Here is a 14,706-nt window from a genome sequence, read left to right as displayed (position 1 = left end):
AGGGCCGAACGGTTGTCGCACAGACGTTTGATTTTTGGTCTATGGTGGGGGTGGGGCAGTCGGGAACTGATGTTCGATATCGGGAGGTGCGGATGCCTGGCTTCACTCATCTGCACACCGCCTCCGGGTTCTCGCTTCGATACGGGGCCTCGCACCCGGAGCGGCTGGCCGAGCGTGCCTCCGAGCGGGGCATGGACGCCCTCGCCCTCACCGATCGCGACACCCTCGCGGGCGCGGTCCGTTTCGCCAAGGCCTGTGCCAAGGCGGGGGTGCGGCCGCTGTTCGGCGTGGAGCTGGGGGTGGAGCTGCCCGCCCGGGTGCAGGAGGGCGATCCCGTACGACGGGACAGGCGCCGCACTCCCGTGCGCGGTGGTGCCTTCATCGACGAGTCGACACCCCGCGTCACCTTCCTCGCCCGGGACGGTGCCCGCGGCTGGGCCGGGCTGTGTCGTCTGGTCACGGCGGGGCATGCCGGCGAGGGTCCGCCTCTGCTGCCCTGGTCCGACAACCATGCCGACGGTCTGACCGTCCTGCTCGGTCCCGCCTCCGACGTCGGCCGCGCGCTGGCCGCCGGGCGTCCGGACCGTGCGGCCAAGCTGCTCGTCCCTTGGCGTGAGATCTACGGCGACGCCCTGCGTCTCGAGGCCGTCTGGCACGACCGCACGGGTACCGGCCCCGGCTCCTTGCGGCTGGCCGCCCGCACCGTCGGCTTCGCCGCCGAGCAGCGGATTCGCCCGGTGCTCAGTAATGCCGTCCGTTACGCCGACCCCGGCCTCGGCCCGGTTGCCGACGTCCTGGACGCGGCCCGCCGTCTGGTCCCCGTCGACCCGAGGAAGGAACTGGACTCCGGGGAGGCCTGGCTCAAGGACGCGGGCGCCATGGTGCACGCCGCCGAGCGGATCGTCGAGGCCGCGGGTTACCGGCGCGACGCCGCCCACCGTCTGCTGGAGCAGACGGAGGCGACGGCCGCCGAGTGCCTGGTCGACCCCGAGGACGACCTCGGCATCGGCACCGTCCACTTCCCCGAGCCGCACCTCGTCGGCGCGGGCCGCCGTACCGCCCAGCGGGCGCTGGCCTCCCGGGCGGCGGCCGGGATGGTGCTGCACGGCCACTCCGGCAAGCGCGTCTACTGGGAGCGGATGCACCGGGAGCTGGACATCATCGCCCACCACGGCTTCGCCTCGTACTTTCTGACGGTCGCTCAAGTAGTGGATGACGTAAGGGAGATGGGTGTCAGGGTTGCCGCGCGTGGTTCCGGTGCGGGGTCGTTGGTGAACCATCTGCTCGGTATCGCCCATGCCGATCCGATCGAGCACGGGCTGCTGATGGAGCGCTTCCTGTCCAAGGAGCGGGTCGCGCTGCCCGACATTGACATTGATGTGGAGTCCGCGCGTCGGCTGGAGGTCTACCGCGCGATCATCGGCCGGTTCGGCGAGGAGCGGGTTGCGACGGTCGCGATGCCGGAGACGTACCGGGTGCGGCATGCGATCCGGGATGTGGGGGCGGCCCTGTCCATGGACCCCGCCGAGATCGACCGCATCGCCAAGTCCTTCCCGCACATCCGTGCTCGCGACGCCCGCGCGGCACTGGAGGAACTGCCCGAACTCAAGGCTCTGGCAGGGGAGAAGGAGCGGTACGGGCGACTCTGGGAACTGGTCGAGGCTCTCGACGCCCTCCCGCGTGGGGTCGCCATGCACCCCTGCGGGGTCCTGCTCTCGGACAACTCCCTCCTTGCCCGTACGCCGGTGATGCCGACCAGTGGCGAAGGGTTTCCCATGTCGCAGTTCGACAAGGACGACGTGGAGGATCTCGGGCTGCTCAAGCTCGATGTGCTCGGCGTGCGGATGCAGTCGGCCATGGCGCATGCGGTCGCCGAGGTGGAGCGGGTCACGGGGGAGCGGATCGACCTGGACGCACTGCGGAGCGGCGACCCGGCGACCTATCAACTCATCCGGTCCACCGAGACGTTGGGGTGCTTCCAGATCGAGTCGCCCGGGCAGCGGGATCTGGTGGGGCGGTTGCAGCCGGCCACCTTTCACGATCTCGTCGTCGACATCTCGCTCTTCCGGCCCGGGCCGGTCGCCGCCGACATGGTGCGGCCGTTCATCGAGGCGCGGCACGGGCGGGCGCCCGTCAAGTACCCGCACCCGGATCTCGAGGGGCCGCTGAAGGAGACGTACGGGGTCGTCGTCTTCCATGAGCAGATCATCGACATCGTCGACATCATGACCGGCTGCGGGCGCGGGGTGGCGGACCAGGTGCGGCGCGGGCTGTCCGATCCGGAGTCGCAGGGGCGGATCCGGTTCTGGTTCGCGCAGCACGCGGCGGCGAACGGGTACAGCGCGGAAACAATTCAGCGGACCTGGGAGATCGTCGAGGCCTTCGGTTCGTACGGCTTCTGCAAGGCGCATGCCGTTGCTTTCGCCGTGCCGACGTATCAGTCCGCGTGGCTGAAGGCCCATCACCCGGCCGCCTTCTATGCGGGGCTGCTCACACACGATCCCGGGATGTATCCGAAGCGGCTGCTGCTGGCGGACGCGCGGCGGCGCGGGGTGCCGGTGCTGCCGTTGGATGTGAACGAGTCGGGAGTCGCACACCATATCGAACTGGTGTCTGATTCTGGGGTGTGGGGGCTGCGGTTGGCGCTCTCCGACGTGCACGGCATCAATGAGGCCGAGGCGGCGCGGATCGCGGAGGGGCAGCCGTACGCCTCGCTGCTGGACTTCTGGGAGCGGGCGCGGCCGAGCAGGCCACTGGCTCAACGGCTCGCCCAGGTAGGTGCGTTGGATGCCTTCGGTGCCAACCGGCGTGATCTGCAACTGCACTTGACCGAGCTGCACCGGGGAGCGCGCGGTGCGGGCGGTGGTCAACTGCCGCTGGCGGGTGGGCGGAAGACTGCGTCGGCCGGGCTGCCGGATCTGTCGGAGACCGAGAAGCTCAGTGCCGAGCTGGGAGTGCTGTCGATGGATGCCTCGCGCAATCTGATGGACGACCACCGGGAGTTCCTGAAGGAGCTGGGCGTGGTGTCGGCGCGTCGGCTGCGCGAGACGCGGCACGGCGAGACGGTGCTGGTGGCGGGGGCCAAGGCGGCCACCCAGACGCCGCCGATCCGGTCCGGCAAGCGGGTCATCTTCTCCACCCTGGACGACGGCACGGGCCTGGTCGACCTCGCCTTCTTCGACGACTCCCACGACGCCTGCGCGCACACCGTCTTCCACTCCTGGCTGCTGCTGGTGCGCGGGGTGGTGCAGCGGCGCGGTCCGCGCAGCCTCAGCGTGGTGGGCGCCGCCGCCTGGAACCTCGCCGAGCTGGTCGAACTGCGTGCCGAGGGCGGGCTGGACGAGGTGGCGAAGCGGCTGGCGGAGCCGTTGCCGGAGAGCGGCGGCGATCCGTCCCGCGGACGGCGAATCCAAATGCCCACCGGATACGAAATGAACCCGTGGGCCGATCTGCGTCCGGCAGGTCAGGAGCCTTCGCAGGTACGGAAGTTGTGGCACCACAGTCCGGGGAGTGCGGGATGACCATCGTGTGCGTACGTTTCCAGCTGCCTCCGGAGTGCGAGGCCGCCCTGCCGGGGCTGCTCGGGCTGCTGGAGGACTTCACCCCGGTCGTGGAGGCGCTGCCGCCGGACGGGGCGCTGGCCGATCTGCGTGGCGCCGAACGGTACTTCGGGCGCGGTGCCGTCGAGCTGGCGTCGGTGATCCGGGTGCGCGCCCTCGCCCTGCACGGCGTCGACTGCGTGATCGGCGCGGGGCCTGGGCCGATGCTGGCCCGGGTGGCGCTGCGGGATGCCCGGCCGGGGCTGACGTGCGAGGTCCCCGGTGATCCGGACGGCATCGCGGAGTTCCTGGCGGACCGTCCGGTCTCCGCGCTCCCCGGCGTCGGTACGGCAACGGCCCGCACCCTGTGCGAGTACGGCCTGGACACCCTGGGCCGGGTCGCCGCCGCACCCCTCTCCACACTCCAGCGCCTGATCGGTGCGAAGGCGGCCCGCGAACTGCACGAGAAGGCGAACGGTGTCGACCGCGGCCGGGTCGTCCCGAACGCGGTCTCCCGCTCTCTGGCCACGGAACGCCCCTTCGAGCGCGACGAGTTGGACGATGACCGCCACCGTCGCGCCCTGCTCTCGGCGGCCGAGGAGCTGGGCGCCCGGCTGCGCGCCCTGGACAAGGTCTGCGGCACGCTCACCCTCACCGCGCGCTACGCCGACCGCACCTCCACGACCCGCACCCGCACCCTCAAGGAACCCACGGCCCACTCGGCCGCCCTGACCCGGACGGCGTACGACATGTACGAGGCGCTCGGCCTCCAACGCGCCCGAGTCCGCGCCCTCGCCCTCCGCGCCGAGTCCCTCACCCCCGCCGAACACTCCTCCCACCAGCTCACCTTCGACCCGACCGACGAGAAACTCCGCCGCATCGAGGAGGCCGCGGACCGGCTACGGGCGCGGTTCGGGGCGGGGGTCGTGATGCCGGGGGCGCTTGCGGCGTGAGGTGGCACAGGGTGCCCGAACTCCTGCACGCCGAGGACCCGACGACGGCAGGACGGCCGCCCGGCGGCCGCCGGCCTGTCCGTCCTGCGCAACGACTTCCTGGCACCAGTGACGCGAGGATCAGGTACACCGGCGGCCGCAACTGGAGCGGCCGCCTGTTGGAGCCGGTCCGCGCGTGACTCCTCGCCGAAAGCGTCAGTTGGCCCACGGCGGAGTGATCCTCGACCCGTCCTCCAGCTCCGCCTCCAGGCCGATCGACGTGGTGACCCAGGAGATCGCCGTCTGATCGGTCGGGTTCTCGACGCCCAGGGTCGCGCCGGGGTTGACGATCACCGTGTCGCCCGCGGTGATGCGGTCGGTGCGGCCGTCGAGGGTGATGAGCAGTTCGCCGATGAGGAGGTGGAAGATCTCCTCGCGGGTGACGGTGTGGACGGGGGCCCTGGTACCGGGCGGGATCTCGCCTCGCCAGGCGCAGAGCTCCTTGCTGCCGGTGAGCGGGGTGGCGTACGAGACGAAGCGGGCGCCGTGGATCTCGTGGGTGACGGCCTCGGACGTGCGGATGACGGGCATGGGCTGCCTCCGGTGATGGACCGTTTGGGATGGTCAAGTTGCTTGACTATATGAGTCCATGGTCAAGCTGCTTGACCAATTCGTCAAGGGTGTTTCAATGCCTTCGTGCAGAACTCCGAGGCCATGGCCCTGTCCGCCGCCCTGCTCGCCGTCGCGGGTGAGCTCACACAACGCATCAATGAGGGTGTCGTCGCCCGCGGATTCGAGGGGATGAGGCCCGCGCACGGGTTCGCCTTCGCCCGGCTCGCTCCGGACGGTGCGACGGTCACCGAGCTCGCCGTCCACCTCGGGGTGACCAAGCAGGCCGCGAGTCAGCTCGTCGACGAGATCGTGCGGAAGGGGTATGCCGAGCGGCGGCCGCATCCGGTCGATGCGCGGGCTCGGTTGGTCGTGCTGACCGAGCGGGGGTGGGCCTGTACGCGGGCCGCGGAGGAGGCTGCCGCCGAGGTCGTGCAGGGGTGGGTCGATGTGCTGGGGGAGCGTCAAGTGCAGGCGCTGCATGGGCAGTTGTGGCGCGTTGCGCCCAATGGGCCCATCAAGCCCGCCTGGTGATGGTTCATCAGGATCTACTGGCGAGTCAGTTATCACTGGAAGTTTTTACTGACGCGTAACTTCACACTTGCACTACTCGCTCGTAACTTGACGAGTGAACAGCATCCTTCGTGATCCGGATCACAGGGCGTAAGGCCATCGCAACTCCCTTGAGCCGCAAGGAGATCACACGATGCTGCCCTGGAAACGACTGCTCAGACCCCTGGCTGCCCTGCTGCTGACCGCCGCGGTCGCCATCGTCCCCGCCACCGCCGCCCATGCGGCCGACGCTTCCAGCCGTGGTTGGAACGACTACTCCTGCAAGCCGTCCGCCGCCCATCCCCGTCCCGTAGTCCTGGTTCACGGGACCTTCGCCAACTCCGTCGACAACTGGCTGGCCCTCGCGCCCTACCTCGAGGACCGTGGCTACTGCGTCTTCTCCCTGGACTACGGCCAGCTGTCCGGCGTGCCCCTCGTCTACGGCCTCGGTCCCATCGACAAGTCGGCGCAGCAACTGTCCGTCTACGTCGACAAGGTGCTCGCCGCGACCGGCGCCGCCAAGGCCGACCTCGTCGGCCACTCGCAGGGCGGCATGATGCCCCGCTACTACCTCAAGTTCCTCGGCGGGGCCGCCAAGGTGAACGCCCTGGTGGGCATCGCGCCCAGCAACCACGGCACCGACCTGGACGGGTTCACCAGCCTGCTGCCGTACTTCCCGGGCATCGGGGACCTGCTCTCCACCTCGACACCCGCGCTGGCCGACCAGGTCGTCGGATCCGCCTTCCTGACCAAGCTCAACGCCGGCGGCGACACCGTCCCCGGCGTCCACTACACGGTGATCGCCACCAAGTACGACGAGGTGGTCACGCCGTACCGCAGTCAGTTCCTGAGCGGTTCCGACGTGCACAACGTCCTGATCCAGAACCTGTGCTCGCTCGACCTCTCCGAGCACGCCCTGCTCGGGCTGACCGACCGTATCGCCTTCCACGAGGTGGCCAACGCGCTCGACCCGGCGCACGCCACCACGACCAGCTGCGCGTCGGTGCTGAGCTGACACACGCCGACGCACACCTCGGGGCCTGTCCGACCTGAGCCGCCGGACAGGCCCCGCCCCCCGTGGCCGTACTAGCGGCCGTGTCGTCCGCCGCTGCCGGTCGAGCGGCGGCGGACCGAGGCGAACAGCGTCGCCGCGCCCAGGGCCAGGGCGGCCGCGCCGCCCATGGCGAGGTACGGGGTGGTGCCGTCGGCGCCCGTCTCGGCGAGGTTCTCCGAACTCCCAGCCGCCTCGGGCTCGTTGGCCGCGGCGACGGGCGTCGGGTCCGCCGACGTGCTCGCGTCGGCGTCACCGTGACCGTGGTGCTCGACCGTCGACTTGTCGGCACCTTCCTCGATCTGCTCGTCGGAGGGGGCGGAGGCCGTCGGGGCCGGGGACGCGCTGCTCGTCGTACCAGAACCCTCGCTGTTGCTGTTGCCGCCGAAAGTGACGTCCGAGCAGGAGTAGAACGCCTCCGGGCTGTCCGAGCGCTGCCAGATCGCGTACAGGAGCTGCTTGCCGGAGCGCTCGGGGAGGGTGCCGGAGAAGGTGTAGAAGCCGCCCGAGGCGACCGGGTCGGTGGCCGTCGCCACCGGGTGCTCCAGATCCAGGTCGGACCAGGCCAGCGGCTGCGTCGGGTCGTAGCCGGCCTTGGTGACGTAGACCTTGAAGGTGCCCTTGTGCGGGGCGGTCACGCGGTACTTGAAGGTGTACGAGCCGCTGCTCACGCTCGTCGCGGGCCAGTCGGCGCGCGGCAGGTCGAGCCCCTTGAACTCCTCGCTGTTCGCGCTGCACAGCTTGCCGTCCGGGATCAGTGCCTGGTGCTGCCCGTTTGCGTCGCCGATGCGGATGCCGTTCCAGTCGTAGAGCGCCTGCGTGCCGCCGGCCGCGACCGCCGCCCTGCACGCGTCCGACTTCGGGCTCTCCGGACCCTCCGCGTAGCACTGCGCGACCCTGCTGACCGGGTCGCCCATCGTGCCGTGCGCCGACGCCGGGGCGGCGGCGAGGGCGGTCAGGGCGAGCGGGGCCGCGCCGAGGGCGGCGAAGGTGGCGACCTTGCGGCGGCGTGCGGGCATGCGGAATCTCCTCGGAACGGCTCGTCTGATGCGTGGGGTGAATCCCGGGAGGGACGGATCCCGTGGGGTGCGATCAGAAGCTAGCCCCAAGAAACCGTGAAATCGCCTGCTGAGGGCGGGTGATGGAGATCCTTATGGTGGTCTTAAGGGAGTGCTGAGACTGGGATCAGGTAGGTACCGTTCCCGGCATGGGAGAGCACGAGATCCGGCCGGCCGTCGTCGGCGACGTGGCGGCCGTGAAGGCCGTGACCGACGCCGCGTACCACCCGTACATCGAGCGGATCGGGGTGGTGCCGGTGCCCATGGAGGCGGACCACGCGGCGAACGTGGCCGCGGGGAAGGTGTTCGTGACGGGGGACCCCGTCATCGGGCTCGTGGTGCTCGAGGAGCACGACGACCATCTGTTCCTCGACAGCATCGCCGTCCACCCCGACGCACACGGCCGGGGCGTGGGGCGACGGCTGCTGCAGTTCGTGGACGCACGCGCGCGTGCGCTCGGGCTGCCCGAGGTCAGGCTCTACACCAACGCGATGATGTGGGAGAACCAGAAGATCTATCCGAAGTACGGGTACGAGCTCGTGGAACGGCGTGTGGACGGTCCCTACGACCGCATGCACTACCGGAAGCGGCTGGACTGACCGGGGCCGGTCAGCCGTCGGGCCACCACGTTCGTGCGATGTCCTTGCGCACCTCGGGGCGTCCGGCAGGACGCGCGTCGGCCTCCTCGCGGACCCTGCGCGAGTCCGACTTCTTCAGGGGCTTGTGCACAGTGGTCCGGCGCATGGCTGCCTCCTTCAGGGGTACCGGGTTCCGCGTTCTCACGGAGGTAGACCCTTTTCGGGAGAGTGACTCATCGGTGCGGGTCTGTCTGTGGTGGCTGTCACGAATCGACTGTCAGTGGCGGGTGTCACTCTTGGGCTCATGACGGATGACATCGATGATCGCAGCGAGGCGCTGACCGGCGCGGACGTGGACTGGGACGCACAGGCCGCCTCCTTCGACGACGAGCCGGACCACGGGCTGCGCGACCCGGAGATCCGGCGGGCGTGGGCCGCCCGGCTCGCCTCCTGGCTCCCGGAGCGAGCAGCCGACGTCCTCGACCTCGGCTGCGGCACGGGCAGTCTGTCGCTCCTCGCGGCCGAACAGGGACACCGCGTCACCGGCGTGGACAGCTCAGCGCCCATGATCGACCTCGCGAGAGCCAAGCTGGCCGGCCGTGACGCGGCGTTCCTCGTCGGCGACGCGGCGGCGCCGCCGGTGGGGGAGCAGCGCTTCGACGTCGTTCTCGTACGGCATGTGCTGTGGGCCCTGCCCGACCCCGGCCGCGCCCTGCGGCACTGGCGGGGACTGCTGCGGCCGGGAGGGCGGCTCGTGCTGGTCGAGGGGGTGTGGGGGACGGTGACCCCGGCGGGTATCCCGGCCGACGTGCTCACCGGCCTGCTGGCACCGCTCGCCGCGGAGGTGCGGGTCGAGCGGTTGTCGGGGGACGCGGTGCTGTGGGGGAAGGAGGTCGCGGACGAGCGGTACGCGGTGGTGGCGGTGGTATGAGGGCCCCGGGGGCCGCGTCAGGCCAGTAGCGCGTCGAAGCCGCCCTCGCGGGCCAGCGTCTCCAGTTCGTCCAGGGCGGCCACGGCGGCCGCCGCGGCCTGCGGATCCGCCTCCGGCAGACCGCTGTCCTCGAACTCGTCCTCGTCCAGTCGGCGTACGTCCGTGCCGTCGGCGGAGCGCCACAGGTCCAGGTCGAGGTCCTCGACGATCAGTTCCGAGCCGGAGCCGGAGAGCGTGGCCGGGCGGGTGATGTCGCAGTACCAGCCCTTCAGCCCGCCCTCGGCGTCGCGGACCTCCTTCACCGCATACCAGCGGTTGCGCCAGTAGTACTCGGTGAAGACGTCGCCCTCCTCGAAGCGGACGAAGCCGAAGTCGCGGACCCCGTCGCCCGCCCAGGGGGCGCGTACGGCGATGCGGGTGCCGTCGTCGTCGAGCAGCTCGGCCTCGTAACTGATCTTCGTGCGGCCCGCCTTGACGAGGACGACGTTCAACAGCCGTGCCTGCTCAGCCGAGTTCGCGGACATAGCGCACCTCCGACGCGCAGATCTCGTACCCGAACCACTTGTTGATCGCCAGCATCGGCCCGTTACCGGTGTCGTTGCCCGTGAAGGCCTGGGCGTATCCGGCAGCGCGGGCCCGGTGCAGGGAGTCGTTCTTGGCGAGCTTCGCCAGGCCGCGGCCGCGGAAGGCGCGGGCGGTGCCGGTCATGGCGGTGGCGTAGCGGCCGGTGGCGGCATCCGTCCAGGCCACGCTGAAGGCGGCGGGGCGGCCCTCGACGAACGCGACCGTGGTCAGCTCCCGGTTGAGCAGCGGGTGCTTCCAGTACTCCTCGATCCAGTTCTCGTAGTCCGCGAACTCGGTGTCCACGTCGCTCGGTTCGTCCTGGGTCGTCGCCGCGTCCAGCTCGAACATCGGGCGCGGATCGTCCGCGAGGTCGGCCGCGGTGCGCAACTCGACTCCGGGCGGCAGGGGTTGGAGCGGCGGGAGTGTGCCGGCGGTCAGATCCAGGCGGAGGAAGTGGGCGGAGCGGCTCGCGCCGTAGCCGCGCCGTTCGGCGAAGGCGCGGTTGGCCGGCTCGTCCAGGACCCAGGCGTACAGCTTCGTCGCGTCGTGCTCGGTCAGGTGCTTCTCGGCGGCACGGACCAGGAGGTCGCCGGCGCCGCGGCGGGTCCGGTCGGGGCGTACGTAGATGTTGAGCATCCCCTGGCCCGGCTCCGGGCTGTCGTGCGCCAGTTGCACCTGTGCCGTGCCGATGACCTCGCCGTCCTCCTCCGCGACGAGGGACACGAAGCGTGCGTCGGGGTGGGTGTGGGCGAGGCGGTGGGTGATGGCGTCCGGGGTCCACAGGATGTACGGGAGGGCGAGGTGCCGTACCCGGGCGAAGGCCTCGACGTCGGCCCGGTCGTCGGGACGGAGGTCGCGCACGTTCACAGTCATGAGCGCGCACGCTACGTGGGGGACACGCACGGGCGCCCCTCATTTTCCGGTGGGTGCGGAAGAATCGGCTCTGTGACCTTGAAGATCCACATCGATGACAGTGCGCCGCCCTACGAGCAGGTGCGGGTGCAGATCTCCGAGCAGGCTCGGGCCGGTGTACTGCCGGTGGGATACCGGCTGCCGACCGTGCGCGGGCTCGCCGAGTCGCTGGGGCTGGCGGCGAACACGGTGGCCAAGGCGTACCGGGCGCTCGAGAGCGACGGGGTGATCGAGACGCGGGGGCGCAACGGCACCTTCGTCGCTGCGGCGGGCTCGGCGGCGGAACGGGAGTTGGCGGCGGCTGCGCAGGCCTACGTGGAGCGGGCCCGGCGGCTCGGGCTGGACGAGGACGCGGCGCTGGCCGCCGTGCGGGATGCCCTGCGGGCGGCTTACGGGGAGGACTGAGCCAAACGCTCCGGTGTGCGGGTCACGTCCAGGCCCGCCGCCCTTGCCACCCCCGCGAACGTCATCGCGTCCTCCACAGCCGCCCCCGTCGGGTCGTTGTTGAAGTACGCGTACACGTCCTCGTCCTGCGCCCAGGTGTCCGCGATCCGGCCCACCCAAGTCTCCAGCGCCCGTCGCCCGTAGTGCGGCCACGCCTTCGCACGGCCCTCGTGGAAGCGGACGTAGCCCCAGTCGGTGGTGCGCCACAGCGGGGTCGTCGGGTGGGCCTGGACGTCGGCCCAGCACAGGGCCGCGCCGCGGGCCTGAAGGACCCTGCGGACCTCCGGCGTCCACCAGGAGTCGTGCCGCGGCTCGACCGCCAGCCGCGTGCCGGACGGGAAGCACGCGAGGCACGCGTCCAGCAGTTCCGCGTCGGCCTTCAGCGTCGGCGGCAGCTGCAGCAGCACCGGGCCCAGCCGGTCGCCCAGGCCGGCCGCGTGCGTCATCAGGCGGTTCACCGGCTCCTCGGGATCCTTCAGACGCTTGATGTGCGTCAGATAGCGGCTGGCCTTGACCGTGACCACGAAATCCCGCGGCACCCGCTCCCGCCAGCTCTCGAAGTTCTCCCGCGTCGGGAGGCGGTAGAACGCGTTGTTGATCTCCACCGTGGCGAAGCGCTCCGCGTACTCCTCCAGCCACAGCCGCGTAGGACATCCGGCGGGGTAGAGCACACCCCGCCAGTCCTTGTACTGCCACCCCGACGTCCCGACGAACAGGGTCATACGTCAATCAAAGCACTACAGATACAGCCCCGCGTCAGCCCCGTCCCGCGGCTCCGGCAGCGTCGTCGGCGATGTGCCCCGGCGCAGTGCGTACAGCTCCGCCAGCGTCGCCCCCTCGCGGCCCACGCCCTCCTCGGTGCCGAGCCAGTTCACCGCTTCACGGCGGGTCAGCGCGCCCACCTCGATGCGGGCGAGGCAGCGGCCCGGGCGGACCACGGCCGGGTGCAGGCGCTCCAGGTCCTCGTTCGTCGTCACGCCCACCAGTACGTTGCGGCCCTGGCCCAGCAGTCCGTCCGTCAGGTTGAGCAGCCGCGACAGCGCCTGGCCCGCCGTGTGCTTGGCCTCGCCGCGGATCAGCTCGTCGCAGTCCTCCAGGAGCAGCAGCCGCCAGCGGCCCTTGCCCGCGCCGTCCTCCTCGCCGATCGCGATGTCCATCAGATAACCGACGTCGGAGAAGAGACGCTCCGGGTCGAGCACGCAGTCCACCTGGCACCAGTCCCGCCAGGAGCGGGCGAGGGTGCGCAGGGCCGAGGTCTTGCCCGTGCCCGGCGGGCCGTGCAGCAGCAGGAGACGGCCCGCGATGTCCTCCGGGGTCGTCTTCATCAGGCGGTCCATCGCGTCCGCCACCGGTGCGGTGTAGTTCTCCCGTACGTCGTCCCACGTGCCGGCCGAGATCTGCCGGGTCGTGCGGTGCGGGCCGCGCCTGGGAGAGACGTACCAGAAGCCCATCGTCACATTCTCCGGCTGGGGTTCGGGCTCGTCCGCCGCGCCGTCCGTGGCCTGGTCCAGGACCTTCTTCGCCAGCTCGGCGGTGGTCGCCGTGACCGTGACGTCCGCGCCCCTGTTCCAGCGGGAGATCAGCAGGGTCCAGCCGTCGCCCTCCGCCAGCGTCGCGCTGCGGTCGTCGTCGCGGGCCACGCGCAGCACCCGGGCACCCGACGGCAGCAACGTCGCACCGGACCGTACGCGGTCGATGTTCTGAGCGTGCGAGTACGGCTGCTCGCCCGTCGCGAAGCGGCCGAGGAACAGCGCGTCGACGACGTCGGACGGCGAGTCGCTGTCGTCGACGTTGAGCCGGATCGGCAGAGCGTCGTGTGGGTTCGCAGACATGGCGTCCATGATCCGGCACGAGGGCGCGGTGTGCACCCGGTTTCCGCCGTGCGCCGGTTGTGTCGGCCGTGCCCGTCCGGTTTCTTCGCTTCCGGTATGTCAGCCTCTGTGCACCTGTTCCATGCTCCCTGTATCCCCTCCGTCCTGTTACAGAGCTGTGCATTCACAACATCTGCCATACCTGGCATTCCCGCGGTTACTGTTGCCCTCGATGGGACGTCATGAGTGGACTTCGGGGGCACGGCGGTGGCGGCTCACCGCGCTGCTCGGCGTGGGCATGGCCGCACTGGCACTGATCGTGACGCTGATCAACACCCTTCCGGACAGCGGCAACAGCACCAAGGGCACCTCGCGCAACGGCGACACGGTGCACGGCACTCCGGTGACCCCGCCCGACCAGGACAGGCCCGAGGTCGGCTGGGGCTTCACGCACACCCAGTACAGCGCCGACGAGGGCAGCTCCGCCGCCACCGAGCGGGTCGAGGGGCTGATCTCGGACGCCGGGGGGATGCCGCAGGACCAGGCGATCATGGGCTGGGGCGCGGACAACCCCGAGCCGGTGAAGGGGCGTTACGACTTCGACGCAATGGACCGCCGGATCGACTTCATCCGCAAGTCCGGCGGCACCCCGGTCGTCACCCTCTGCTGCTCCCCGGACTGGATGAAGGGCGGCAAGGCCGGCGTCGACAACACCAACTGGAGCCAGTCCGCGCTGGAGACCGCCCCGCAGCCCGAGCACTACGCGGACTTCGCCGCGCTCGCCGCGACCGTCGCCAAGCGCTATCCGGACGTACGCCACTTCATCGTCTGGAACGAGTTCAAGGGCTTCTGGAACGACGCCAAGGGCCGCTGGGACTACGAGGGTTACACCAAGCTCTACAACCTCGTGTACAAGGCCCTGAAGAAGGTCGACAAGGACATCATGGTCGGCGGACCGTACCTGGTCATGGACAGTGTCGACCCACGCGCGGACGAGGCCTCGAAGACCTTCAAGGGCCCGTGGGGCGCCATGGACCAGCGCATCCTCGATGCCTTCGACTACTGGAACAAGAACAAGGCCGGTGCCGACTTCGTCGTCGTGGACGGCTCCAGCTACACCAACGACGACGAGATGCTGCCCAACGAGTTCGCGGCCACCGACAAGTTCACCGCCGTCGGCAAGTGGGTGCGGAAGCAGACGGACGATCTGCCGCTGTGGTGGGCCGAGTACTACGTCGAGCCCGCCGACGGCAACGACGAGCGCAAGGGCTGGTCCGAGACCCGCCGGGTCGCCGTCCAGGCCGCCGGGATGATCGCCATGGTCAAGGGCGGCGCCTCCTCCGGCTTCTACTGGAACCCGGAGGACGAGAAGGGGGGCGACTGCTCCGGCTGTCTGTGGACGCCGACGAACAGCTCGTCCGGCGGCAAGAAGCTGCCCATGTTCGACCTGGTCTCCCGCTTCCACAAGGAGTTCCCGCCCGGGACGACGTACAGGACGGTCCCGGTCGCCGCGGACGACGTGCCCAACGTCCGCGTCCTCGCCACCGACAGGACCGTCCTGGTGGTCAACATCCTCGACCGGTCCATCGACGCGAAGATCGACGGCAAGCGGTTCACGATGCAGGCGTACGAAGTGAAGTGGGGGGGGGGGGGGGGGGGGCCCCGCCCCCGCCCCCCCCCCCCCCACCCCCCCCCCCCCCGCCCCCCCCCCCCCCCCCCCCCCCC

The 14,706-nt window shown here is 70.4% G+C and carries 14 protein-coding genes and 1 pseudogene; 8 read left to right on the top strand and 7 right to left on the bottom strand.

The features are described from left to right. Positions 1–92: 92 nt before the first annotated feature. Together ACFY1L_RS19310 and ACFY1L_RS19305 are read left to right on the top strand one after the other, a co-directional pair. Positions 93–3,521 carry a DNA polymerase III subunit alpha gene (locus ACFY1L_RS19310; RefSeq protein ID WP_388825155.1) on the top strand — a complete coding sequence of 1,143 codons (3,429 nt, stop codon included), beginning with the start codon at positions 93–95 and terminating at the stop codon, positions 3,519–3,521. Continuing rightward, the gene (locus ACFY1L_RS19305; RefSeq protein ID WP_388825152.1) at positions 3,518–4,492 is read left to right on the top strand and encodes a hypothetical protein; all 975 of its coding nucleotides are present in this window, start codon (positions 3,518–3,520) and stop codon (positions 4,490–4,492) included. Before ACFY1L_RS19310 ends, ACFY1L_RS19305 begins: the two co-directional genes overlap by 4 nt. A 195-nt stretch (positions 4,493–4,687) precedes the next feature. Here ACFY1L_RS19305 and ACFY1L_RS19300 read toward each other — a convergent pair whose 3' ends face one another. Further along, the gene (locus ACFY1L_RS19300; RefSeq protein WP_388825149.1) at positions 4,688–5,062 is read right to left on the bottom strand and encodes a cupin domain-containing protein; all 375 of its coding nucleotides are present in this window, start codon (positions 5,060–5,062) and stop codon (positions 4,688–4,690) included. A gap of 105 nt (positions 5,063–5,167) precedes the next feature. Here ACFY1L_RS19300 and ACFY1L_RS19295 point away from each other — a divergent pair, with 105 nt between their 5' ends. Further along, a complete protein-coding gene (locus ACFY1L_RS19295; protein WP_388825146.1) occupies positions 5,168–5,614 on the top strand; it encodes a MarR family winged helix-turn-helix transcriptional regulator in 447 nt (148 codons plus the stop codon). A 172-nt stretch (positions 5,615–5,786) separates the two neighbouring features. Next, entirely contained in the window at positions 5,787–6,647 is an 861-nt protein-coding gene (locus ACFY1L_RS19290; protein WP_388825143.1) for an esterase/lipase family protein, read from the top strand. A gap of 71 nt (positions 6,648–6,718) precedes the next feature. On the opposite strand, the gene ACFY1L_RS19285 is transcribed toward ACFY1L_RS19290, so the two are convergent. After that, on the bottom strand, positions 6,719–7,702 hold the full coding sequence (locus tag ACFY1L_RS19285) for a lytic polysaccharide monooxygenase (protein ID WP_388825140.1): 984 nt from the start codon (positions 7,700–7,702) through the stop codon (positions 6,719–6,721). A gap of 188 nt (positions 7,703–7,890) precedes the next feature. On the opposite strand from ACFY1L_RS19285, the gene ACFY1L_RS19280 reads away from it, so the two are divergent. After that, positions 7,891–8,340 (top strand): GNAT family N-acetyltransferase, encoded by a 450-nt coding sequence (locus ACFY1L_RS19280; RefSeq protein ID WP_388825138.1) that lies wholly within the window; start codon positions 7,891–7,893, stop codon positions 8,338–8,340. Positions 8,341–8,350: 10 nt separating this feature from the next. Here ACFY1L_RS19280 and ACFY1L_RS19275 read toward each other — a convergent pair whose 3' ends face one another. After that, positions 8,351–8,485 carry a hypothetical protein gene (locus ACFY1L_RS19275; protein WP_361277042.1) on the bottom strand — a complete coding sequence of 45 codons (135 nt, stop codon included), beginning with the start codon at positions 8,483–8,485 and terminating at the stop codon, positions 8,351–8,353. Positions 8,486–8,623: 138 nt separating this feature from the next. On the opposite strand from ACFY1L_RS19275, the gene ACFY1L_RS19270 reads away from it, so the two are divergent. Next, on the top strand, positions 8,624–9,250 hold the full coding sequence (locus ACFY1L_RS19270; protein ID WP_388825135.1) for a class I SAM-dependent methyltransferase: 627 nt from the start codon (positions 8,624–8,626) through the stop codon (positions 9,248–9,250). 17 nt (positions 9,251–9,267) lie between these two features. Here ACFY1L_RS19270 and ACFY1L_RS19265 read toward each other — a convergent pair whose 3' ends face one another. Both ACFY1L_RS19265 and ACFY1L_RS19260 read right to left on the bottom strand, forming a co-directional pair. Further along, complete coding sequence (locus ACFY1L_RS19265; protein ID WP_388825133.1) at positions 9,268–9,774, bottom strand: DUF402 domain-containing protein; 507 nt, start codon at positions 9,772–9,774, stop codon at positions 9,268–9,270. Next, positions 9,755–10,687, bottom strand: a complete 933-nt coding sequence (locus ACFY1L_RS19260) for a GNAT family N-acetyltransferase (RefSeq protein WP_388825130.1) — start codon at positions 10,685–10,687, stop codon at positions 9,755–9,757. The genes ACFY1L_RS19265 and ACFY1L_RS19260 overlap by 20 nt, the downstream gene beginning before the upstream one ends. A 72-nt stretch (positions 10,688–10,759) precedes the next feature. Here ACFY1L_RS19260 and ACFY1L_RS19255 point away from each other — a divergent pair, with 72 nt between their 5' ends. After that, positions 10,760–11,131 (top strand): GntR family transcriptional regulator, encoded by a 372-nt coding sequence (locus ACFY1L_RS19255; protein ID WP_388825128.1) that lies wholly within the window; start codon positions 10,760–10,762, stop codon positions 11,129–11,131. Here the strand turns inward: ACFY1L_RS19255 and ACFY1L_RS19250 are convergent. Next, positions 11,116–11,892, bottom strand: coding sequence for a DUF72 domain-containing protein (locus ACFY1L_RS19250; protein ID WP_388825125.1), 777 nt, complete (start codon positions 11,890–11,892; stop codon positions 11,116–11,118). The two genes, ACFY1L_RS19255 and ACFY1L_RS19250, sit on opposite strands and share 16 nt — an antisense overlap. 15 nt (positions 11,893–11,907) lie before the next feature. Next, positions 11,908–13,002: a DUF5925 domain-containing protein gene (locus tag ACFY1L_RS19245; protein ID WP_388825122.1), complete on the bottom strand. Its 1,095-nt coding sequence runs from the start codon at positions 13,000–13,002 to the stop codon at positions 11,908–11,910. 211 nt (positions 13,003–13,213) lie between these two features. Between ACFY1L_RS19245 and ACFY1L_RS19240 the strand changes: the two are divergent. Further along, positions 13,214–14,623, top strand: a pseudogene (locus ACFY1L_RS19240) (xylan 1,4-beta-xylosidase); the annotation flags it as partial. Positions 14,624–14,706: the final 83 nt, after the last annotated feature.

Origin of the sequence: Streptomyces sp. NPDC001663, assembly GCF_042893105.1 — a bacterium.
GTDB lineage: Bacteria > Actinomycetota > Actinomycetes > Streptomycetales > Streptomycetaceae > Streptomyces.
This window is presented reverse-complemented; position numbering and strand designations above follow the sequence as displayed.